The organism is Paenibacillus sp. FSL M8-0142 (genome assembly GCF_038597315.1).
Lineage (GTDB): Bacteria > Bacillota > Bacilli > Paenibacillales > Paenibacillaceae > Paenibacillus_AQ > Paenibacillus_AQ lactis.
Genome location: NZ_CP152008.1, coordinates 2,484,212 through 2,506,618 on the forward strand (window position 1 = coordinate 2,484,212; position 22,407 = coordinate 2,506,618).

At 52.2% G+C, this 22,407-nt stretch carries 21 protein-coding genes; 19 read left to right on the forward strand and 2 right to left on the reverse strand.

Annotated elements, in window-relative coordinates; translation table 11 throughout:
- Nucleotide 1: 1 nt before the first annotated feature.
- The 8 genes from NSQ46_RS11820 to NSQ46_RS11855 all read left to right on the forward strand — a co-directional run bounded on the left by NSQ46_RS11820 (nucleotide 2) and on the right by NSQ46_RS11855 (nucleotide 7,359).
- The gene (locus NSQ46_RS11820; protein WP_007128629.1) at nucleotides 2-808 is read left to right on the forward strand and encodes a hypothetical protein; all 807 of its coding nucleotides are present in this window, start codon (nucleotides 2-4) and stop codon (nucleotides 806-808) included.
- A gap of 27 nt (nucleotides 809-835) precedes the next feature.
- A complete protein-coding gene (locus tag NSQ46_RS11825) occupies nucleotides 836-1,342 on the forward strand; it encodes a hypothetical protein (protein ID WP_007128628.1) in 507 nt (168 codons plus the stop codon).
- Between the two features lie 155 nt (nucleotides 1,343-1,497).
- Nucleotides 1,498-1,773, forward strand: coding sequence for a WXG100 family type VII secretion target (locus tag NSQ46_RS11830; RefSeq protein ID WP_007128627.1), 276 nt, complete (start codon nucleotides 1,498-1,500; stop codon nucleotides 1,771-1,773).
- Between the two features lie 150 nt (nucleotides 1,774-1,923).
- On the forward strand, nucleotides 1,924-4,017 hold the full coding sequence (locus NSQ46_RS11835) for a serine/threonine-protein kinase (RefSeq protein WP_210095106.1): 2,094 nt from the start codon (nucleotides 1,924-1,926) through the stop codon (nucleotides 4,015-4,017).
- A gap of 41 nt (nucleotides 4,018-4,058) precedes the next feature.
- A complete protein-coding gene (locus tag NSQ46_RS11840) occupies nucleotides 4,059-4,811 on the forward strand; it encodes a vWA domain-containing protein (RefSeq protein WP_007128625.1) in 753 nt (250 codons plus the stop codon).
- Between the two features lie 116 nt (nucleotides 4,812-4,927).
- The gene (locus NSQ46_RS11845; protein WP_244152662.1) at nucleotides 4,928-5,656 is read left to right on the forward strand and encodes a hypothetical protein; all 729 of its coding nucleotides are present in this window, start codon (nucleotides 4,928-4,930) and stop codon (nucleotides 5,654-5,656) included.
- A 377-nt stretch (nucleotides 5,657-6,033) separates the two neighbouring features.
- Nucleotides 6,034-6,837 (forward strand): SDR family NAD(P)-dependent oxidoreductase, encoded by an 804-nt coding sequence (locus NSQ46_RS11850; RefSeq protein WP_210095105.1) that lies wholly within the window; start codon nucleotides 6,034-6,036, stop codon nucleotides 6,835-6,837.
- A gap of 144 nt (nucleotides 6,838-6,981) precedes the next feature.
- Nucleotides 6,982-7,359, forward strand: coding sequence for a DnaJ family domain-containing protein (locus NSQ46_RS11855; RefSeq protein WP_340900191.1), 378 nt, complete (start codon nucleotides 6,982-6,984; stop codon nucleotides 7,357-7,359).
- A 116-nt stretch (nucleotides 7,360-7,475) separates the two neighbouring features.
- Here the strand turns inward: NSQ46_RS11855 and gluQRS are convergent, their stop codons facing one another.
- Complete coding sequence (gluQRS, locus tag NSQ46_RS11860) at nucleotides 7,476-8,468, reverse strand: tRNA glutamyl-Q(34) synthetase GluQRS (RefSeq protein WP_342576988.1); 993 nt, start codon at nucleotides 8,466-8,468, stop codon at nucleotides 7,476-7,478.
- Between the two features lie 200 nt (nucleotides 8,469-8,668).
- Here gluQRS and hrpB point away from each other — a divergent pair, with 200 nt between their 5' ends.
- The 10 genes from hrpB to NSQ46_RS11910 all read left to right on the forward strand — a co-directional run bounded on the left by hrpB (nucleotide 8,669) and on the right by NSQ46_RS11910 (nucleotide 21,160).
- Complete coding sequence (gene hrpB / locus NSQ46_RS11865) at nucleotides 8,669-11,182, forward strand: ATP-dependent helicase HrpB (RefSeq protein WP_342576791.1); 2,514 nt, start codon at nucleotides 8,669-8,671, stop codon at nucleotides 11,180-11,182.
- A 94-nt stretch (nucleotides 11,183-11,276) separates the two neighbouring features.
- The gene (locus NSQ46_RS11870; protein WP_007128619.1) at nucleotides 11,277-11,825 is read left to right on the forward strand and encodes a general stress protein; all 549 of its coding nucleotides are present in this window, start codon (nucleotides 11,277-11,279) and stop codon (nucleotides 11,823-11,825) included.
- A 267-nt stretch (nucleotides 11,826-12,092) separates the two neighbouring features.
- Nucleotides 12,093-13,301 carry an acyltransferase gene (locus NSQ46_RS11875; RefSeq protein WP_342576792.1) on the forward strand — a complete coding sequence of 403 codons (1,209 nt, stop codon included), beginning with the start codon at nucleotides 12,093-12,095 and terminating at the stop codon, nucleotides 13,299-13,301.
- Between the two features lie 563 nt (nucleotides 13,302-13,864).
- The gene (locus tag NSQ46_RS11880) at nucleotides 13,865-14,161 is read left to right on the forward strand and encodes a transposase (RefSeq protein ID WP_007131733.1); all 297 of its coding nucleotides are present in this window, start codon (nucleotides 13,865-13,867) and stop codon (nucleotides 14,159-14,161) included.
- Between the two features lie 11 nt (nucleotides 14,162-14,172).
- Nucleotides 14,173-15,033: an IS3 family transposase gene (locus tag NSQ46_RS11885; protein WP_244152709.1), complete on the forward strand. Its 861-nt coding sequence runs from the start codon at nucleotides 14,173-14,175 to the stop codon at nucleotides 15,031-15,033.
- A 292-nt stretch (nucleotides 15,034-15,325) separates the two neighbouring features.
- The gene (locus tag NSQ46_RS11890) at nucleotides 15,326-16,534 is read left to right on the forward strand and encodes an IS4 family transposase (protein WP_342574451.1); all 1,209 of its coding nucleotides are present in this window, start codon (nucleotides 15,326-15,328) and stop codon (nucleotides 16,532-16,534) included.
- Between the two features lie 953 nt (nucleotides 16,535-17,487).
- Nucleotides 17,488-17,850: a helix-turn-helix transcriptional regulator gene (locus NSQ46_RS11895; RefSeq protein WP_007128617.1), complete on the forward strand. Its 363-nt coding sequence runs from the start codon at nucleotides 17,488-17,490 to the stop codon at nucleotides 17,848-17,850.
- Between the two features lie 46 nt (nucleotides 17,851-17,896).
- Nucleotides 17,897-18,928, forward strand: a complete 1,032-nt coding sequence (locus NSQ46_RS11900; protein ID WP_213616994.1) for a Gfo/Idh/MocA family oxidoreductase — start codon at nucleotides 17,897-17,899, stop codon at nucleotides 18,926-18,928.
- Between the two features lie 308 nt (nucleotides 18,929-19,236).
- The gene (locus tag NSQ46_RS11905; RefSeq protein WP_341033038.1) at nucleotides 19,237-20,514 is read left to right on the forward strand and encodes an MFS transporter; all 1,278 of its coding nucleotides are present in this window, start codon (nucleotides 19,237-19,239) and stop codon (nucleotides 20,512-20,514) included.
- Nucleotides 20,515-20,620: 106 nt separating this feature from the next.
- Nucleotides 20,621-21,160 carry a helix-turn-helix domain-containing protein gene (locus tag NSQ46_RS11910; protein ID WP_244152653.1) on the forward strand — a complete coding sequence of 180 codons (540 nt, stop codon included), beginning with the start codon at nucleotides 20,621-20,623 and terminating at the stop codon, nucleotides 21,158-21,160.
- A gap of 81 nt (nucleotides 21,161-21,241) precedes the next feature.
- Here the strand turns inward: NSQ46_RS11910 and NSQ46_RS11915 are convergent, their stop codons facing one another.
- A complete protein-coding gene (locus NSQ46_RS11915) occupies nucleotides 21,242-21,796 on the reverse strand; it encodes a TraR/DksA C4-type zinc finger protein (protein WP_007128613.1) in 555 nt (184 codons plus the stop codon).
- A 224-nt stretch (nucleotides 21,797-22,020) separates the two neighbouring features.
- Here NSQ46_RS11915 and NSQ46_RS11920 point away from each other — a divergent pair, with 224 nt between their 5' ends.
- The gene (locus NSQ46_RS11920) at nucleotides 22,021-22,398 is read left to right on the forward strand and encodes a DivIVA domain-containing protein (RefSeq protein ID WP_007128612.1); all 378 of its coding nucleotides are present in this window, start codon (nucleotides 22,021-22,023) and stop codon (nucleotides 22,396-22,398) included.
- The last annotated feature ends 9 nt before the right edge of the window (nucleotides 22,399-22,407 follow it).

Sequence of the window (22,407 nt, forward strand, 5' to 3'; positions counted from 1 at the left end):
AATGTTGACAATTCATGCTTCCAAACAAGAAACAATCACTCTGAACGATAAGGAATTTTTCTTCTTGGCTGGAATTATCGGATCGGACAGATTGCTTGGCGTTGAGGATCCCTTTGTCGGGTACTTAACCGAAGAAATTGCAGAGGAATGGGAAAATGCCAAACAATCTTTGTTAAGCAAGCAATACTTGATACAAGAAGAGGGCGGGGAATTGTCAATTCCTCCTGAAGTGTTTTCGAGAGTTGCTATTGCGGGACTTGCGGAGCGTGCATGCTGGTTGAAATACGAAACTCAGGTTAAGTCATTTGAAGGATATCTGCATGTTACCGACGAACGAGTAATACAAGTGTGCAGAAGCAGCGAAGACAACCGGTGTTATATGCTTAGCGAGCTCGGTACGATTGAACAGGCTTGTGATCAGTTGGTCGAGGATCTTGCGCTCAGCGATCACAACTGGGGAGATATCCCCGCACTCCTGTTAAGCCGGAAGGAGTTCGGCGACATCTATACCTCGGCACCCCTGCACAGCGGGGAAGAAATCGGTGATCGGCTGGCCCGGTTAACCGATGATGCGGAAGGATCGATCGCACTGGCCAAATGCATGAAGAACAAAATTTCCTCGGGGGAGCTCCAGCTGTCGATTTGGAACGGAACCAGCTGGGAGAGTCAAAATGCAGCGTTTATTGTGAATGAGTCCATGAATTGGCTTCTGCGAATGAGCCTGGAGGGAGACCAGGACTGGCTTACCGCAGCGCCAGCAACCAAAGAGCAGTTTCGTCATATGCTTCTCATGTGGCTGAAACAGTAACAGAGCCCGTATGAAAGGTGAGGACCAATGCGTATTTCTGTCGAGCCGGAATCACTCCGGACGTTAAGCCGTCAGCTGCAACTCAGTGGCGAAGAATACTTTGCGATGACGAGAAGATTGGGTCAGGCGATGAATTCGCTGATATGGGAAACTTCTCTCAAAGCGGCGGTTATCGATGAGTGGCAGTCTGCCCAGAAGCTGGGGGAGCATCTGGGAGCCCTTCTAGTTCAGCTGGGCAAGCATCTTCAAAACAAAGCGGATCAATTTCAAGAAACGGATCACCAGTACCACAGCATTTTGGAGCATGCGATCATCACGGTATCCCCTACGGCGCTGTTCTCTGCTTCCGGTATGGAAGACCGTGTCTCCATACTGCCCGAGCATAGCTCGGTCTCGGTCATTTCGAATCCGAGCTCGGTGGCAGCCGCTGTCGGGATGACGAGCGAAGAGAAGGGGAATTCGGTGAAGCAGGCCGCACTGGCAGGTCAAAGCTGGACTTTTACCGATCCTTCTTCCCTCAGCATAGCCAATTGATTTCCAAAACTTAGGACGAACGGATAAAGATTAGGTTTCAACTTGGGACGTATAGGGTAACTGGAAATTAGGTCTGAGGACATTTTGATAAACCTAGGCCTGTAGGCTAAGATGTCAAGTGTCACCAGAAATTGAATTTCAAGGAGGTTACATACATGGCAGGTCGTATTTTAATTACGCCAGAACAGGTAGAACAAGTAGCAAATCAATTTAAGCAGAGCGGTGAGCAAAGTCAGCAGATCGTTAACAGTCTGACCCAATCCATCAACGGAATGGAAGGACAATGGGACGGTATGACAAAGCAGCGCTTCTTCCAAGAATTCCAGGAAGCAAGCCGTCTGATGCAATCCTTTGTTCAGACTCTTGACAGCATCAGCAACGAGCTGAGAGCGATCGCTCAGAAATTCCGTATGGCTGACGAATCTCGTTAATCCATACAAGGATCTTTTGTTTTATAATAGATTCATAGGGCAGATAAACCGGGTGCCAGACAGCCCGGTTTTCTTGCAATCCAGGATCTTTATATAGTGAAACCCGCCTTCAGAAGGCGGGTGATGGTGTTTAAGAGAGGGTGATTGTTCGTGACTTTTCAGCCTAACCCTGGCGACGGAATCGTAATCAATGGTACGGCCTATACGGTAGGACAGCATCCTGCCGCTCCCGGCGTAGCCTATGCCCAAGCAGGAAGGCAGGGAATTGTATACCAGCTGATTCCTGTTGACGGTGAGATTTATCAAGCCAAAGCGCTCAAAGTCTTTTTTCCTAAATTCAGAATTCCCGCGATGGTATATCAATCCGAGCATCTGGGCAGCTATCAAGAAATGCCGGGTTTGCGGGTATGCAACCGTGAGGTGCTCACTCCCGAAAGAAACGGAGATTTGATAGCAGAATACCCTGATTTGCTGTATGCGGTCATTATGCCCTGGGTCCATGGATGCACCTGGTTCGATGTGATCAGTGATCAGCGGAATATCGGGCGTTCTGAAAGTCTTATGCTTGCCAAGGCGCTGGCCGCTATCGGCTCAAGCATGGAGCAGCGCGGATTGGCGCATTGTGATCTGTCTGCGCCTAATGTCATGCTTCCGTTTTTTTCGGAAGTGAAGCTGCCGGAAGGAGCAGCCGCCGTAGAGCTTGTGGACGTGGAGCAAATGTACAGCCCCAAGATGGACCGCCCGGACGTCCTGCTTGCAGGGTCCCCGGGTTATGCCGCTCACCGGACGGTGCACAGCGGTTTGTGGAGCGCGTATGCGGACCGGTTCGCAGGCGCTGTCATTATCGCGGAGATGCTGGGATGGAGCGATCCGGCGATCGTCAACCGTGCCTGGGGCGAAAGTTACTTCGACCAGCATGAAATGCAGACGCCGTGCGAGCGATATTTCCTGTTGAAAAAATCGCTCGGTCAACGCTGGGGCTCCCGGATCGCCGACCTGTTCGGCAGAGCTTGGGACAGCCAGGACCTGAGCAGCTGCCCGACGTTCGGCGAGTGGCTGATCGCCTTGTCCTCCGTAAGCGAGGAGGAGGTGCAGGAAGCCCCGCCGGCTGCTGCGGCCGTTGAGGTTGCAGATACGAATACGCAAGAAAAGCCAGCCGAATCGCCTTCCGGAAGTCCTGCAGAAGTGCCTGCTGAATTGATGGAATCGCTGGGCATCCAGCCTGGAACCCGGGAAGTTAACGACAATGTGGTTTCCCGCCTGTTTCATCAGGCCCGGGACTTGGAGGCTGCGGGCAATTTGTCCGGGGCGCTCGAAATATTTCGTTCGGCCTATCATTTTGTTAAGAAGGACAGTCCGCTTGAGGTGGAGCTTGCTGCAGCGATCGCAGGTCTGGAGAAGGAGCTGTTTCCTCCGGAGGACCCTGGTAAAAAAGGGCTAAAGGCGCTGCTGACCTCCCGCAAGTTCATGATCTCCGCGGCTGCGGCGATTGTTATCCTGGCCGGGTCGGCCTTGACGGTTAACCAGATCCTGGCGGAGAAGGCGGAGAGCAAGCAGCTTGAGGCTCAGCGTCTGGCCGAGCAGCAGGCCAAGGAACAGGCGGAAGCTGCACGCAAGCAGCAGGAAGAGGAAGCGGCGAAGAAAGCCGAGGAAGCTCGGAAGGCCGAAGAAGCGAAAAAGGCCGCGGAAGAAGCGAAGAAGGCAGAAGAAGCCAAGAGGGCGGAAGAAGCCGCGAAGAAGGCGGAAGAAGCCCGCAAAGCCAAAGAAAAAGCGGAGCTTCAGGCCAAATACGAGAGGCAGGCAAAGTATGAGGCCTACCTCACATCGCTGGAGGAGAAGAAAAAGAAGCAGGAGCTTCAGGAAAAGTACGATAAACAGGCGAAATACGAAGCCTATCTTGCTCAGCTGGAAGAGAAGAAGAGAAAAGCCGCGCAGGAGGAGGCCGCTGCCAAAGCGGCTGCCCAGGCTGAGGCGGAACGAAAAGCAAGAGAGCAAGCTGCTCGGGCGGAACAGCTGCAGAAGCAGCGCTCCCAAAATATTGTGGAGCTGGTGGCGTTATACAACAAAGCGTATAATGCGCAGGTCGCGGGTAATAAGGACCGCGCCAAAAACTTCGCCCGTCAGTTCATGACCCTGTACAACAAGGATGCTGCTTATAACCGGACGGTTGGCAGTATGATCAGCCGCCGCAACAATTTGAACAAGTTCTTAGAGGACGACAGCTTCTGGATACCTAAGCTGTAGGAAACATTAACTGAAGAATTAGCAGGGGTGAAGGTTTCGCGATGAACTATACCATACAAGCATCACAGCGCACGCCCGCGCTCATTATATACCTGATCGATATCAGCGCATCGATGAATATGCTCATGGAGGACAAGAGGCGGATCGACGTCGTTTATGAAGCTTTGTCTCTAGCCATCCGGCAGATGGTATTCCGTTCAACGAAGGGGAACCGGCTTACGCCGCGTTACCGGATTGCGATCCTGGCATACAGCGATGATGTATACGATTTGCTGGGCGGCATCAAAGGCATCGATGAAATTGCGGCCATCGGCTCCCTGCCGGATTTGACGCCGAAGCGGTTCTCCGATTCGGCAAAGGCTTTTTCACAAGCAGAGAAAATATTGCAGATGGAAATTCCGAATATGCAGGATTGCCCAGCACCGCTCGTGTGCCATATGACCGACGGTGTTTCAACAGGCGAGGATCCGGAGCCGATCGCACGCCGGATCATGAGCATGAGTGTTCCGGACGGCAATGTGCTTGTGGAGAATATCTTTATTTCCGATCATCTGATGAGCCAGCCGATCACGGAACCGCGCCGCTGGAAGGGGATATTGCCGGACACGCCGCTTGAGGACGAGCACGCCCGCAAGCTGAAGATGATGTCTTCGGCACTCCCCGAGAGCTATCGGGAAATGCTGGTGGAGGCGGACTATCAGCTTAGTCCGGGTGCATTAATGATGCTTCCCGGCACCTGCTCGGAGCTCGTGTCCATTGGATTCCAGATGTCGGCAGCGACACCGGTAAGGTAACGGCTATGAAGCGGTCATTTGCAAACGCAGAAGTTTGGAGCGGACGAAGGAAAAGGGCGCGGTCAACCACCTATTATTATGAGAGCAAACAGACCGGGGAGGAGCCCTTGACCCGGGTGGAAGAACAGTTCATTTGCCGGTACGCTTACGGCAGAGCTGCGGAATCGGTCATGATGTCGGAGAGAGGCCAGGATTTCATGGCTTTCGCGATCGATCGGGACGTCTGCCGGTTCGTGCTGTGCGACGGAGTCGGCTTAAGCTACCGTGGCGATGTCGCTTCCCAGCTCCTCGGACGGGGGCTGATGGGGTGGCTTCATTCGCAGGATGAGCTGTCGCAGCCAGCCTTGGAACGCAAGCTGTTTGAGCTGACGCAGGAGGCGGAGCGGGAGATGCGCAGCCTGTCCGTCGATGCCAAGGCGCCCAAGCTGCTGCGTGAGGTGCTGGAGGAGAAGCAGCGAATGGGCAGCGAGGCGATGTATGTGTGCGGACGGATCGAGCTGCCGAGCCGGTTCAGGCGAAAAGGCAGGCTATGGCTGGCATGGCAGGGGGATTCCCGCTTGCGGCTGTGGCAAGGACAGCATGAAATTTCGCCTATATTCGGCGACCGGTTTCGTACGGCCGAGCGCTGGTCATCCAAAAGCGGACCGGTGGGCGGGAAGCCCCATGTGTACCAATGCCGATTGGAGCATGACTCGGGCTATCGACTGCAAATGTACAGTGATGGTCTGAACGACCTGGACCCGATGAAGGAGCCGATACCGGATGACCAGGTCCAAGTGCTTATGAACGCATTGCATACAGGCGGGCTGGAGGATGACGCTTCGTTTCTGGAGATTATGTGGTAGGGATCAGCAGGATAACATAATAGCATGATAGCTGGAGAGCAGGAGGTGTTTCCGAAGTCGTCGATTTAAGCAGACTTTGGAACAGCTCCTTTTTTCGCCGGGAAAGCCCACCGCGCTTGGTTCTCGGCTTTACAGAACGGTGCGTTAGCTAACCACATGCCACATGCGTAACAAAAATCGCCAGCACTTGATCCAGCGACTTACAACCGTGTCAAATCTTCTTCGCTCTAAATGGTTCTTCCTGTTCATTTCATTTTGGTCGGAGCCGTGAATTTCATGGTATTGGCAAAATTATCGAAATGCGGATTATAAAACACGCTCTTTTGGGTAATCTTGTGACAGACGAACCTACGAGGTTATGAGATGAAGGAGCGTGGATGAAGATGAATGAAGTTCAGGGAAGCATGCATGGGAGAACAGCGATCATTACGGGAGCAGGATCGGGGATCGGGAAGGCAGCAGCCGTCAAGCTTGCGCTCATGGGGGCGAATGTTGCCCTGTTCGATCTGCTGGATGAGCGGACGAACAAGGCGGAGGCGGAAATCAACGCCCTTCGCGAGGGATCCGCAAGAGCGTTCGATGTGGATATTACCGATCCGGACCGGGTCGAGAAGGCTGTGCTTGAGACGGTGGAAATTTTCGGAGGAGTGGATATCGTATTTGCAAATGCAGGGATTAACGGCGTGCTCGCTCCGATTGACGAAATGAAGCTCGAGGAATGGGAGAAAACGTTGAAAGTGAATCTGAACGGTACTTTTTTGACGGTTAAATACGCCCTTCCCCATCTGAAAAAACGCGGTCAAGGCAGTATTATTATCACTAGTTCGGTTAACGGCACGCGGACGTTCTCGAATTTCGGGATGAGCGCATACAGCACGACCAAGGCAGGACAGGTGGCGTTTGCCAAAATGGCTGCGCTAGAGCTGGCGAAGTTCAAAATCAGGGTCAATGTGATCTGTCCGGGAGCGATCGCCACGAATATCGACCAAAGCACGAAGAAGAAGGACAACCTGGACGAGATTACGATTCCGGTCGAGTATCCGGAAGGAAGCCAGCCGTTGGCGGACGGTCCCGGACAACCCGAGGAGGTTGCGGATCTGGTCGCCTTCCTTGCCTCCGACCAATCCAGACATATTACCGGCGCCCAAATCTTTATCGATGGAGCGGAATCCCTCCTCTGACAACGAATAATCATGATTTCGGCTTGGAATCCTAAACCTGCTGGATTATGATAGAATATATATCTGAAACATGTGGCTGCGAGCATGGGAGTTAAATGCTTTTAAGGCGTTTTTGAGCGAGTATGGAAAACAGAGGGGGCTATTATGGGGATCTTTTCCAGGTTGGCGGAACAGAAGATCGAGGAAGCGGTTCGCAACGGAGAGCTGGACAATTTGCCGATGGCCGGCAAAAAGCTCCCGATTGATGATTTATCCCATATCCCGGAGGATCTTAGAATGTCCTACCGAATTATGAAGAATGCGGGGTATGTTCCGGAGGAAGTCAGCTTGAGGAAGGAATGCATCCGCCTGTATGATTTGCTCAATGCTGCACAGCATGATGGAGAGCAGGAGCAGCTGAGACGCAAGCTGAACGAGAAGCAGCTGAGGCTGCAGATGCTGCTGGAGCAGCGTGGGCTTGGATCGAGCGGTGCGTTCATGCAGTACGAATCCCGTATCAGGGAACGACTGGTAGATGAATAGAAACAGCGAAGAGATGGATGTAAAAGCCAATAAAAGCCAATAGACGGTTCATATAAAGCATGCGCCAGCTGCCATTCGGCCTCGAATGACGACTGGCGCTTCTTGTTGTGCCTGCTTTATTGCAGGTTGGGCATCGGAGCAAACAGCATCTTCAGAGCATCATGGGTCAGTTTGATCGGCTCCGGCGTAATTTGAGCCATATCAAAGCTTTGGACCAGCTCGGATGGTGAAACCGGCTCTGGAGAGGGAATCAACCCGGCAGCCCAGGCGAGCCATCCGACGATTCGCTGAGGCTGGATCCCTTGTCCCCGCAAAAAGGACAGGCTCAGTCCACGGTTCCGTTTGGCCAGCCGCTTGCCCTCGGCATCTACGATCAAGGGAACGTGGGCAAAGCGCGGAGGCGTGTAACCGAGAGCTTCGTACAAAAGCAGCTGCCTGGGGGTAGAATCAAGCAGATCAGCGCCCCGCAACACGTGGGTGATCCCCATCAATGCGTCATCGACAACGACGGCAAGCTGGTAAGAGATCATCTCATCCGCTCTGCGGACAACAAAATCGCCGCTCTTCTCGAGCGGATAGACTTGGGGGCCGACGATATCGTCGGTGAAGACAATCGCCTGCTCGGGAACCTTCATACGCAGGGAAGGCTTCTTGTGTTGCTCTTTGCGCAGCGCTTCTGCCTTCGTTAAATGCCTGCAGGTGCCTGGATAGCGGCGGCCTTCGGAGGCCAAGCCATGCGGCGCGCTTGCAGCAGCCATAATGTCAGCGCGGCTGCAGTAGCACGGATAGAGCAGCCCCGCCTCCTTCAGCTTCGAGAGCGCGCTTTCGTACAGCGTCTTTCGTTCGGTCTGGATATACGGCCCAAAGCTGCCCCCGACATCGGGCCCTTCGTCCCAGTCGAGACCGAGCCATATCAAATCCCGCATCAGTTCATCAATGAGCTCTTCGCGCGAGCGCTGTTCATCGATATCCTCGATCCGAAGAATATAGCGTCCTTTCAAACTTCTCATCTGCAGCCATCCTAGTAACGCGGTGAGTGCGTTGCCGATATGCATCTTTCCCGACGGCGTCGGGGCAAAGCGTCCGCGGCATATAGTTTCTTGCTGCATCATTTTCACCTTCTTGACTGCATCTTCTTTAAAATATCCGAGGGAGATGTTTTAATATAATGTATTGTAGCTCAAATGGGCGTTGTGTTTCCAGAGTAGGCTTGCTAACCGATAGACTCGCGTCCTATTGCGAAACAAGAACAGGGAGAGCAAATTATAGAAAGAGCAAATTTTATGCGAATGATGGAGACGAGTTAAAAATGAACAAACTTCCCATACATCAAGTATTACCGCAATTAACCGCTGTTCTCGGTGAGCGGAATGCTGCCGTTCTGATTGCGGAACCGGGGGCGGGCAAGACCACACAAGTTCCGCTGGCCTTCCTGAAGGCGCCGTGGCTGCAGGGCCGGCGGATCATCATGCTTGAGCCGCGAAGACTTGCCGCCCGGTCCGCAGCCCGATACATGGCTTCAGCGCTAGGTGAGCGGGTAGGCGAGACCGTCGGATACCGGGTGCGGATGGATAGCCGGGTAAGTGACCGGACCGTGATCGAGGTCGTTACGGAAGGGATCCTGACCCGAATGCTGCAGGAGGATCCCGAGTTGTCCGGTACCGGCATGATTATATTCGATGAATATCATGAACGAAGCCTGCAGGCGGATACCGGCCTTGCGTTTGCGCTGGAATCGCAGTCCGTTCTGCGCGATGACCTGCGCCTGCTCATCATGTCGGCTACGCTCGAGGCAGAGCCTGTAGCCAAGCTGCTGGGGGGAGCACCTGTTATTGTGAGCGAGGGCCGCTCTTATCCGGTTGCAACCAAATATTTGCAGACTTCACGCCTGGAGGAATTACATAGAGGAGCAGCTCGGGCCATTCAGCTGGCGCTTTCGGAGCAGGAGGGCGATATCTTAGTCTTTCTTCCGGGTGCTAGGGAAATTAGGCGTACAGCAAACGAGCTGCAGCAGGCCAATCTAGGAGGCGACATCGTCATTCGCCAATTACACGGTACGCTTTCGCCAGAGATGCAGGATGAAGCGATAAGGCCGGATCCGGCTGGGAGGCGCAAAGTGGTGCTGTCGACCAGCATTGCTGAGAGCAGTATAACGATCCAGGGGATCAAGGTGGTCGTCGATTCCGGATATACCCGTACCGAGGTCTTCTCACCGCGCACCGGTCTTCCGCAGCTGATCACGAGACGGCTTTCCAAAGCTTCCGCCGACCAGCGAAGAGGACGGGCCGGGCGAATATCCGCCGGCGTTTGTTACCGGATGTGGAGCGAGGAGGAGCACCGACACCTTCCTGAGCATACCGAACCGGCGATCCGAGAATCGGATTTGGCGCCGCTCGCGCTGGAGCTGGCAGCCTGGGGGACACGGGACCCGCTGCAGCTTGCATGGCTTGACCCTCCGCCCAAGGCGGCGTTCGCACAGGGCCAAGAACTGCTTCGCCAGCTTGGCGCGTTGGACGAGTCGGGACAAATCACGGATCATGGGGGCAGCATGGCTCGCCTGGGTATTCACCCGCGGCTGGCCCACATGCTCCTTCGGGGAAAGGAGCTCGGCGAAGCTGCTTTGGCTGTGCGTCTTGCGGTGCTGCTTCAGGAGCGGGACATATTCCGTCCGCAAGCATCAGCCGCGGATCAGGACATTAGGTCCCGCCTCGAGCGGCTGGATCAATATGAACGCAGGGGCTCTGGTAATGCCGGTCCCGAAGGGGTTGATGATGCTGCTCTGAAACGGATGCTTCAGGAAATTACGAAGCTCCATTCGGAGCTGGGCATTCCCGACGCTGGCGTCCTGCGGACCGATCGATGCGGATTGCTGCTCTCATTTGCCTACCCGGACCGAATTGCCAAGAGCAGGGGAACGGGCAGCTATGTGCTTCGGACCGGCCGGGGGATCAGACTGGCCTCGGTCCAGCCGCTAAGCCGGGCGTCCTATATCGTCGCCGCCGTCATTGATGATCAGGGACCGGACGGCTTAATTCAACTTGCGGCTCCGCTGGAGGAAGAGTGGCTTGAGGAGCACTTCCGCGACGAAATGGAGCTGATCCGGGAAGTAAGCTGGGATCCGGCGTCCGGCAGCGTGCGGGCTAGGCAGCGTCTGATGCTGGGCGCAGTTCTGATTCGAGAACAGCCGTATGAAGGTGTAACCGAGGAAGACCGGTCGGCCGCCGTTCTAAATGCGATCCGCCGGGAAGGGCTGGGACTTCTTACGTGGACCAAAGCGGCTGTCCAGCTGCGCGAGCGGATGGCCTTCATGAAGAGGCATGACCCTGCCGGAGCGTGGCCGGATGTAACGGACGAAGCCTTGCTTGCCAATGCGGATACCTGGCTGCTGCCGTACCTGGGTGGTGTTCGAAACCGCCATGATTTAAGCCGCCTTGGCCTAGCGGGACTTCTGTCCCATTTGCTGAGCTGGGACATGAAGCAGGAGCTGGAGCGCGAGGCACCGACACATATTCAGGTTCCCAGCGGATCCAGAATACCGGTGGATTACAGCGATCCGGACAAGCCCTATTTGGCAGTCCGGCTGCAGGAGCTGTTCGGGATGAAGGAGACGCCGCGCATTGCCGGAGGCAGGGTTGCGCTGACGCTGCATCTCTTGTCGCCGGCTTATCGCCCCGTTCAAGTGACCTCGGATTTGGCGAGCTTTTGGTCCAGCGGGTATTTCGAGGTGAAGAAGGACTTAAAGGGAAGATATCCTAAGCACTACTGGCCGGATGATCCGCTTGAAGCTACCGCGACGAATCGGACCCGTCCCAAGCCATCATAATGCATCATAAGGCATCAGCCGGAAATGTCAGACGTTTGGCTACCGGGTTCATCGGGTAATGATAAGAAAATAACCTGATGAAGGAGGCAATGGCATGGAGAGAAAAGTAGCGGGCGTGTTTCGGTCAGAGCAGGAAGCGGCGCAGGCCATTGAACGGCTTCAGCGAAACGGGATTCCGAGCGATGCGATTTCGATCATTACGAAGGACCAACGGGACGCGGACCAATTAGCTGAGCAGACGGGCACGATGGCACCTGAAGGTGTGGCTGCAGGTGCGGCAACCGGAGGAATTCTTGGCGGCACCGCCGGCTTGCTCGCTGGCCTTGGCGCCTTGGCGATCCCGGGCATCGGACCGATCCTCGCTGCGGGCCCCATTGCCGCAGTGTTAACCGGCGCGGCGGTAGGAGCCGGAACCGGGGGCCTGGTCGGCGGCTTTATCGGCCTTGGCATACCCGAGGAGGAGGCAAGGGAGTACGAGTCCTATGTTGAGGAGGGGCGTATTCTGGTGCTTGTTGATGCCGATCAAGAGAATACAGGCATTTACGATATCTTCCGTGATTCGGATGCGATGAATGCGGATCGATATGGACAGGCCGGTCCCGAGGTGGATGCTTCCTTACCCCCGCGCGGAACGAATCTATGAAGTGAACTGAAAGGATCTCTTGAAGTGAGTTAAAGGAACTGTCCCCTATGTGGATTATTCTGCTGGTGGACAGTTTTTTATGTTAATTAAGGGTTGAAGCTCATCTTAATTGGCTGCTGTTTGCAGATATTCGGGATATGCAAGGGAGGCTGCGAGCAGCGGGCATGCGATGGGCAGTCATCTGGAACTTATTGGATTGGCTTCGGACGAACCCGCTCCCTTAGAATAAATGAGGTCAGCAAAGAATTCGGATTGGGGGGAGCAGCTATGGCTAAAGAACGAATACCCGAGGTTGAACGATTGCGGGGCATCGCCTTTTTGGCTGTCGTGCTTCAACACTCGATTGCCCATTATTCGATTGCACCCGGAATGACGGCTAATGACGGCATCTTGATGGCGATTCTGCTCATGGCCACCAAATTTGCAGTCCCTGTGTTTGTGTTTATTACGGGTTTAGTGCTATTTTACAACGATCGTGGACATCTTCATTATGGTCGCTTCATTAAAAAACGCTTTGGCGATATCTATATTCCATTTGCTGTGTGGACTGTCGTTACAATTTTGATGAATTCGGGATTTAACCCGTTTGTTTTGGAGGATTGGAAGCATCTGGGCTATGTTCTGATCACCGGGAAGTCCAGCTCGCATTTTTGGTACATCATCATGCTGTTTCAGATGTATCTGCTGTATCCACTATTTCGTCCTGCCTTCCTTCGCGTGAAAGCACAGGAGAGCCGCCCCATCGGTTTCTTGCTTCTGCTCCTGTCGGGAGGGCTGTATTTATGGCTCATCAGCGGGATTAGCGAGATCGGCCAGTGGATGGGAAGCCTTCAGATTCCCGTTTGGAGTGAACTGTTTACGACTTATGCGGACCGGAATGCGCTATACTACTTTTTTTACTTTACGCTTGGAGCCGCCGCCGGGTTGTATCAGCAGGAGTGGAAGGGATGGATTCGCCGATACCGGAAGCTGAACTGGCTCGTTTTTGCCTTTTTGTTCGGATGGATGCTCATCCAAGCGGTGTCTGAAATCCGGGGGGCACAAGGCGGTATTACCTTCTATTCGCTGTCTTTGCTTCGGCCGTCAATGGCGTTGTTTTTGATCAGCTCGATCATCGTCATGTATGATGCGGCAGGCTGGATCTGTAAATATGGCGGGGAGATGCTCAACAAGTCGCTGACCTCCATCGGCTTATACTCATACGGGGCGTACCTGATGCACCTGCTGACACTGCGTCTCAGCTACAGCGTGGATGAAAGCCTGCTGCTGCACGCGCCACCTTCTGTTCGAATCGCCGCTTCATGGATCATAAGTGCGGCGGCCGCATATGGGGCTACCTATGTGCTGTCGAAGCTGCCTTTTGGAAAATGGCTGGTCGGATTGTCGGGAAGAAAGGGACGCTCGCAGCCGCACCCCCCGGATATGCCGCGCCAGCTCAAGCCGAATGCTCAGACTGGGCAAGCCCCCGGCGTTTAGTTACGCATCCCGTGGTATATAGTTCCTCACACGTATAAAACGAGAAATAACTGCCTGGGGGGCAGCGCACCTGCGGGGCGCCACCTGCGCTGCCCCAACCCAACGTCGCTCACAAGTTCCTTTTAGGGACTTGTTTGCCGTTCCGTGGCGCCCACGGCGCCCACAAGTCCTTCTAAGGGACTTGTTTGCCGTTCCGCGGCGCCCAGGGCGCTCACAAGTCCCTTTTAGGGACTTGTTTGCCGTTTCGTGGCGCAAACGGCCCCTACAAGTGCCTTTTGGGGACTTGTTTGCCGTTTCGTGGCGCAAACGGACCCTACAAGTGCCTTTTGGGGACTTGTTTGCCGTTTCGTGGCGCAAACGGCCCCTACAAGTGCCTTTTGGGGACTTGTTTGCCGTTTCGTGGCGCAAACGGCCCCTACAAGTCCCTTTTTTGGGACTTGTTTTGCCGTTCCGGCGCGCCCAGGGCGCTCACAAGTCCCTTTTTTGCAGCTAGAATAAAAAGTGGACACCCCTTAGTGATAAAACGATAATGAAACAAAGCAGACGAGAGGGTGTCAAAAAAAATGAGTGGCAATAGACAACATTACAACGAGACATTTAAGCGTGAAACCGTAAAGTACGTGCAAGAACAGTCGAAGACGCTGGAGCAGATCGCCGATGAGTTGAACATTAATCCAGGCACATTACGCAACTGGGTCAAAAAGTATCGAACATTCGAGCACGAGCCTGTCAATCATGGGGAAACCTTACGTCAGCAAACCCAACTTATCGAAGATCAGAAACGCGAAATTGATGATTTGAGAGAAGAAATTGCGATCCTAAAAAAGGCCATGCACATCTTCAGCAAAGAAAAGAACTAAGGTTCCAGTTTATCGAAGATCATCGCTCCGAGTTTCGATTGGAGAAGATGTGCGTTCTCTTTCACGTGTCTCGGAGCGGTTATTACAAATGGCGTACCTCTGAAGCTTCTGAACGGGAAAAACGTAAGGCAACGCTGGCTGAACGTGTGAAATGGCACTTCTATGACTCCGATGAAACCTACGGCAGTCCCCGAATACGAAACGAGCTGGTGAAGGAAGGATGGACGGTATCGGAACGTACGGTGGGCCTCATTATGCGCGAACATGGCCTTCGTTCATGCATGGCCCGTAAGTTCCGAGTGGTTACGACCGATTCCAAGCATGATCTCCCGATTGCCCCTAACGTGTTGGAACAAAATTTCAAAGCCACAAAGCCCAACGAAAAGTGGGTCGCTGACATCACGTACATCCCCTGCCGCCAAGGGAAACTCTACCTTGCGAGCATCCTGGATCTGTACACCAAACAAATCGTCGGTTGGAAGCTAAGCGATCGGATGACCACAGACCTTACCCTCGATGCCCTAAAGATGGCGTATGCTGCTAAGAAGCCTCCGAAGGGATTGATTCACCATTCCGACCGCGGTTCGCAATATGCCGCTAAAGAGTACCGTGAACAGTTGAAGCAATTTAACATGAAGCCCAGTATGAGCCGCAAAGGAAACTGCTACGACAACGCCTGTATTGAAGCGTTTCACAGTATCCTAAAGCGAGAATTCATTTACAGCAAACCTAAGTTTAAAACAAAAGAGGAAGCCGGGCAGAAGCTGTACCGGTACCTTGAATTTTTTTACAACCGAAAACGTTCTAACAGTACGATTGGGTATATGTCCCCGGTGCGTTTTGAGCAGTGCTATTACGAGTGTATAGCTTAGCTTAGAGGTGTCTACTTTCTTGACAGAAGAGCATTAAGGGACTTGTTTTGCCGTTCCGGCGCGCCCAGGGCGCTCACAAGTCCCTTTTGGGGACTTGTTTTGCCGTTCTGGCGCGCCCAGGGCGCTCACAAGTCCCTTTTAGGCATGAGCGTTGCATAAAACCTATCACAACTTTTGCTGAAGTTACTATTTCTGTAACTACCTGTATCTTTTTCATGGACAAAACAAAAAAAGGCTCCTAATTTAGAAGACGTAGCACGTTGTCCACGACCTCTAAAAAGGAGTCCAAACCATGGATAACGTAACCCAAAACACTGTCGTTCGTCAACTGCTTTCTTTACTGCCTTTGGATGTACACGATCGACTCCTTCATGCCGATCGCTACGCCAAGAAGCTCACCATCAACAAAAGCATTCTCATTTTCATTCTGGCTCAGCTCAACCATTGGCAAAGCTATATCGAGATGGAAGAACAAATTTATGCACACTCTGAAATTCGGTCCATCCTCGATCTGCCCAGCATCAGCGCAGCCCAATTGTCACGGAAACTCAGCGAAATCCCGACGGAAATCTTGCACATGCTTTTTCTCCATAGCGTTGCCCGTGTCCAGAAGCTGACGGCTCACCAGCAGGGCATTTCTTCAACCATTGGACCTCTGGCACTCATTGATTCGTCGAAAATCACACTCCCCTTGGTACTTGGGGATTGGGCCAGAGTTTCGCATACCTCCAGCGGGGTAAAGCTGCATGTGCGGCTCGTAGCCGCTTCACCCGAAGTGGTATATCCGGACGCTGTCATCCCATCGACTTTAAACGTAGGCGACCGAGCCGGGGCGGTCGAACTGGTCACCGAGCAGGCGGCAACTTATGTCATGGACCGTGGTTATGATAGCTACAAAAACATGGATAACTGGATGGAGCGCGGCATTCAATTTGTCATGCGAATGAGAGATCGCACCTCAATCCATGTTGTGGAGGAACGAGAAATCCCTCCAGGAAGTCCGATCACACGAGATGCTCTTGTGAACGTAGGTAGCGGTTGGCGCAAGATGAAGGAACGAGTCCGGCTCGTAGAGTTTTATGATGAGCAGGGGCGCTATTATCGCCTACTTACCTCTCGACAGGACATAACGGCCGAAGAAGTAGCTCATATCTACAAATGCCGATGGCTTATTGAACTTTTCTTTAAATGGATAAAGCAGCATCTGCGCCTAAAAAAACTGCACAGCTATAAGCCGCAAGCGATATGGAACCAGATTTACCTTGCGCTGATCGCTTACGTGCTGGCACAGTATATGCAGCTACGTCTAGAAACCAAGAAAAGCGTTTGGCGTGTCCTTGAATTGTTTCGAATTCACATGTATCATCCGTGGTCCCAGTTCTTGAACGCTCTGTTTCGAGCACCTACGCGAACAACTTCTGGAAAGCCACGCGGTGCACCAAGGAAGGTACCTGAATTACGAACGAGCGTTGGCATTTTTAAAACAAGCAAAGTGACTTAGGAAACGAAAATCTTGCACAAAATACATTTTATGGGAAAACGTAGCTACATTTAAGAAGTGTTGGATCTTTTAGTGTAATTCTCGAAAAAACAACTGTAAATTAATTGTTCTTATTCAGATTTCATCCAAGTGCTTGCAGATGTAAAGATTTATGCAACGCTCATGCCTTTTAGGGACTTGTTTGCCGTTCCGTGGCGCCCACGGCGCTCACAAGTTCCTTTAAGGGACTTGTTTGCCGTTCCGGCGCGCCCAGGGCGCTCACAAGTCCCTTTTAGGGACTTGTTTGCCGTTTCGTGGCGCCCACGGCTCCTACAAGTCCCTTTTGGGGACTTGTTTGCCGTTCCGGGGTGCCCACGGCGCCAACGCCCCTACGGTTCCCACCATTCTCAAACCTGGCCTTGCTTACCTCGGCCAACGGCCCCCAGCGCACCAACCAACCAAGTACCGAACTACCTGCTTGCTCGACCAACCAGTAATTAAGCAACCAAGCAAGATAATAAGCAACCGAGCAAGCAAATTGAAGACAAACCATGACCTATCCAGCTACCAAGTTAACATGCAAACAAGCAAGCAGACGATGTCTGTGACGCGAGAACCAACCTGGTCCGAACTACCGATCTAAATGCGAACAATAATAATTTCAACATATGAAAAATTCACAATAGTGAGATGCACAAATTACATCCTCGCATCAGCCCTCCCCAATCCCTACTCAACACGTTTCAATCCACCTTATTTTGGTTAAAAGAAGGGGATGCCTCCTATTGTGCAGACTGGGAAACTGTGGGTTATAATGGAAAATAAGAAAAACGTCTATCGAGGTACTCTCAATGTAGACAGACCGCGTTTAGCGGTGGTTTTTCTTGAGATATCAGGCAGCAGATCCTTCGAAGCTTATACTTTCTGATATCTTAACAAACGGGAAGAGAACCGGACAGTAAGGAGGCATTCGAATGGCTTTTATGATCGCGCAGCGTGCTTTTATCAAGGTTTATCTTATTACGATGGTAGAGCAGCAGCGGGGATACGGATATCAGATGCTGGAGGAGCTGCGCCAGCAATTTAAAGATCATGGCTATTCGCCGCCGCAGAGCGAAATCTACCGTGCACTGCATGAGCTTGTACAAGAAGGCGTGCTGTATCGCACGAAGCAGCTGAAGGGCAATGATCCGCGTGTCGATTTTCAAGAAATCGTGCTCTACCATTTCACCGACGAAGGAGTCGAGAAGGCCAAGCTGTATAAAAAGCAGGTCAAACAAGATCTGGATCGATGCCTGGGAATTCTTCATAAAGCGGTCAGCGATAATTTTGGATAGTCAATAGTCACGAACATCAACGATGATCCGAAGGAGGAATGGCCATATGAGCAGGAAATTGCGATTCGGAATTATGAGCACCGCTCGAATTGCACGAAATGCCATGATACCTGGCATCCTGAAATCGGAACGCTGTGAGGTGAAAGCCGTCGCAAGCCGCAATAAAGAGAAGGCGGCCGAGCTCGCCAAGCGCTATCATATTGATCGACATTACGGTTCCTACGACGAGCTTCTGCATGACCCCGATATTGACGCGGTTTACATTCCGCTGCCCAATCACCTTCATAAGATATGGAGCATTAAAGCTGCTGAGGCAGGAAAGCATGTGCTCTGCGAGAAGCCGGCTGCATTGACTGAAGCGGATGTCAGGGAAATGGCGGAGGTGGCCAAAGCCCATGATGTTCTGTTTGCTGAAGCGTTCATGTACCGCTATCACCCGAAGCATGCACGTGTACGCGAAATAATTGAGAGCGGTGAAATCGGTGAGCTTAGAGGCATCCACGGCTCGTTTACTTTCAATAATGCGAGTGATAAAGGAAATGTCCGCTACAGCCAAGAAATGGGCGGAGGCTCGATTTACGATGTGGGGTGCTATCCGATTTCGGCTGCCCGAATGATCTATGGCCAGGAGCCTCGGGCCGTGACGGCCCACGCATTTTTCTCCGAAGAGCATGACGGCGTGGATATGATGGTGCATGGCATGATGGAGTTTGGAAGCGGGCTTGGGCTAACCTTCGAATGCGGGATGTGGACGTATTCCAGATGTTCGCTTGAGATCTCGGGAACCGAAGGAAGAATTGAGCTTCCTTGCGCATTCGGATGGGAACGCATGGAGCATATGTCCCAAATCTGCATTCATACCCCGAAGGGGAGCCGGGAAGAGAAGGTCGGCATATACAACCATTTTGCGCTGCAGGCGGATGCCATGGCTGCCGCGGTTATGGACGGTAGGCCATTGCCTTATGGACCTGACGATTCAATAAGGAACATCCGGGCGATTGAGGCCTGCCTTCGTTCCGCGCGAACGTCGTCGCGTATCGAAATCCCGCCGGTAGAAGACAAGCCATTCCATGCATAATCAATAGATTTACATTCTTAAACCGCTGCATTGGCGGTTTATTTTTTTTGCCTATTGCATTCTTCTCCACAATCGATAAAATAAACTTAACGATAAAAATATTTTAACGGATCCAAAATTTTTAACGTTGCCATTAAAGCGATTATTTTGCTTTTAAAAGGATTTTCTTGTGCTTTTAAAAAGATTTCTTGTGTTTTAAAAGGATTTTCTGGTGCCTTTAAAAGGAATTTCTTGTCCCTGTAAAAGATTTTTACGATGCCTGATTTAAAAGGGAAGTTATCAATTCGAAATCGAAGAGGAGAAAAAGTATGCAAAATGCCGCCGTGTTAGAAAAGAGAGGATTCAGCCAGCTTCTGAGCCATAGGCCGTATCTGTTGTATTTGACCGCCCAAGCGGTTACGCGATTTGGTGATTCGTTGGATTCCATCGCATACAGCTGGATGGTCTATATGCTGACAGGATCGGAGCTCTTAATGGGGTCGTTGTTTGCTTTTAATTTTGTGCCCGGGCTGCTGTTCAGTCTGTTTACCGGAACATTCGTCGATCGATGGGTGAAGAAGCGTGTACTCATCGTGATTTATCTGGGACGTGGTATCATGGTGTCCATTACAGCGGTTCTATTTGCCTTCGGACTCCTTGAAGTGTGGCATTTGTTCTTCATTACGTTTATCAACTCCACGCTGGAATGCTTTTCAAGACCCGCGGAAATGTCGATCGTGCCGAGACTGCTTCCTCATGATAAGCTGATGACCGGCAACTCCTTCTCCACATCGATCAGCCGCAGCGCCGAGTTAATCGGATTATCCGCAGCGGGGGCCCTCATCGCCCTGATCGGAATTTCGGGAACCATCTTGATCGATGCTTGTACCTTTATCTTCGCGGCGTTGATCATCGCATTCATGCCGAATCCGGAAGCCGCTGAGGCAGCAGCAGAGAAAAGCGGAAGTCCTGCGGTTACTGAACCGGCGAAGAGGTCAGTGATCGGTGATATCCGGGAAGCGCTTGCCTTCGTCAAACAGCACGCTTTGCTTCTCATCACAACGGTGCTTGCAATGATCAACAATTTCTGTCTTGCACCCTTGAACGTGCTGCAGCCCGTGTACGTCAAAGAAACGCTGGGGGTAGGCGCAGGGGGAATGAGCGTATTGGGGAGTTCTCTTCTGATCGGGATGGTCTGCTGCGGCATCTGGATGGGACGCTACGGCAAGTCTTTCAAAAAGAGCACATTGATCATAGCAGGCTCCATTCTGCTTGGCCTTAGCTACTTCGCATTAGGCATCCCGGGCAATCTGCCGGCATTTCGGCTCGAAGCGGCTGCTGGATGTATGTTCCTGGCGGGCGTTGCCGTAACCATCTTAAATACTCCCATCTCGACTTACATCATGGAAGTGACGCCGAAAGCCCTCCTTGGGAGAGTCGGTGCGCTGATGTCGGTACTGTGTACGGCAGCCATTCCTGTCGGCAGCTTTATCACAGGGGTCATAGCGGAGCACCAACCGCCCCCAATCTTGTTTATGATTATGGGGATCGTCATGATGCTGCCCGTCATGTTTCTGCTCCGCAAGAAGAGCTTCCGTGCGATCTAGGTGACGATCTAAATGAATGACACGCTTTGTAATTTCGAGCTTCTAGGCCTATAATGAGAGGAACGAAATTTGCAAAGCTGAGGTGTTCGGTGTGGAGAGTAAGGATTTGACGACACTGGAAGAAATAAAAATATATTCGGATCCATATCGACTCCAAATTTTGAACGTACTTAACAAAATGGGCCGTCCGGCCACCGTTAAGGAAGTAGCGGACCGGATGGGGGATGTGCCCGCCAAAGTTCATTATCATATGAAAAAGCTGGAGAAAATCGAGCTGGTCAAGATTGTCTCGACCAAAGAGATTAATGGTATCATTGCAAAATACTACGAGCCATTTGCTGGTGCGATCCGGATCAAGCGCGGCAACGATACGGAAGAGCCGGTCATCAAGGAGCTGATCCGCTCCGAGACCAATAAGCTGCTGTCGGAGCTGTTCAATCAGAACAGGGAGCGGTTCTTTAAATACCTCAACAACGATGAAGAGTCAACTTCGATGCTGACGAATACGACGCTGTATATGACCGAAGATGAGGCCAGAAATCTGTTCAAGGAGCTGGATAAGCTGCTGGAGCCTTATAAAAATAAACGCAGCGAAGCGGATCAAGAATACGAGTTTTTTGCCACGAATATCCGTTCCATTGAGTAATATACCACAGCACAAAAGCTGGCACCTGTAGACCGTGCAGGTGTCAGCTTTGTCTTCTAATGCGGGAAAGATCGGCATAACCTAGTTCTTGTAATCGTCTTGTCCGGGTTTTACGGACATGGCCGGCGAAGTGGACGTGCCGTAATCGTTCACGGCGTCCCAAGCATCGGCGTCATCAAACCTGCCGCTCATACGCTGCCGGTTGATGCCTGCGCCTGATGGCGGAGCTGTCATGACATCCTCTTCAACCGGGCGGTCATCCGATAATGCCCGATTCGGTGCATGGTCGATGCAGTAGGCCGTGTAAGGCACTGCTTCCAGCCGTTGAAGCGGGATCTCTTGGCCGCATACGGTGCAATGCCCATACTCGCCGCGTTCCATACGAGCCAAGGCTGCATTGATTTGTTCCAGCTCCATGTGCTGCGATTCCTCGATGGCCAGATCGCGTCCGCGTTCGAACACTTCGGTTCCGGTGTCGGCCGGGTGATTGTCGGCGGCACTGAGCTCGCCGGTAGAATCCCGAAGGGATTCCCCGGATACGGAATCCGGATCGGAGAGCTGTTGCTCCAGACGCGCTTTGTCCTGAAGCATGCGCTGCTTCAATTGCTCATATTGTTGTTTCGTCTTGGCATTCATGATAGTCGCTCCTCTCGATCTGATGAAATGCTTCTTGTATGACAATACCCGAAATCGGGCCTGAACAATCATTTGGGATGATTCACGGCATGTCCATTCGTTTTTGGAACTTTCTCCAAAAAAGCCCCGGACAGTTTTAATCACGACGGCGAATATGATATAAAAAAAGATAGGGAGATACCGATTGCTTAAGTAGCCGTACCAATATTTGGAGGTAAATCACAATGGATGAACACATGAAACGCCGATTGGATAAACAGAAAAAGTTATTCCGGCAGCTTGGCATTCAACTGGACGCTTTGTCTATCCATGAGAAAGAATTCTCAACCAAGCTGCGTGGATACGACCAGCAGGAGGTGGATACCTTCCTGGACGAAGTGATCAAGGATTACGAACGTTTTTATGCTACGATCTCGGATCTTATGGATAAATGGCAGGAGCAGCAAATTATTATTAGGGATTTGAAGGCGGGAGTAAAGCCCGAGCCCGAGCGGCCCTTGCTGGATCCTGTGGAACTGGAAGAGACGGTGGCCAGACTGGAGGCGGACTTACGCATCCTGAAGAAGCAAATCCGGCCGGAGCAACGCTTTTATATTGACTAAGGGCCACCC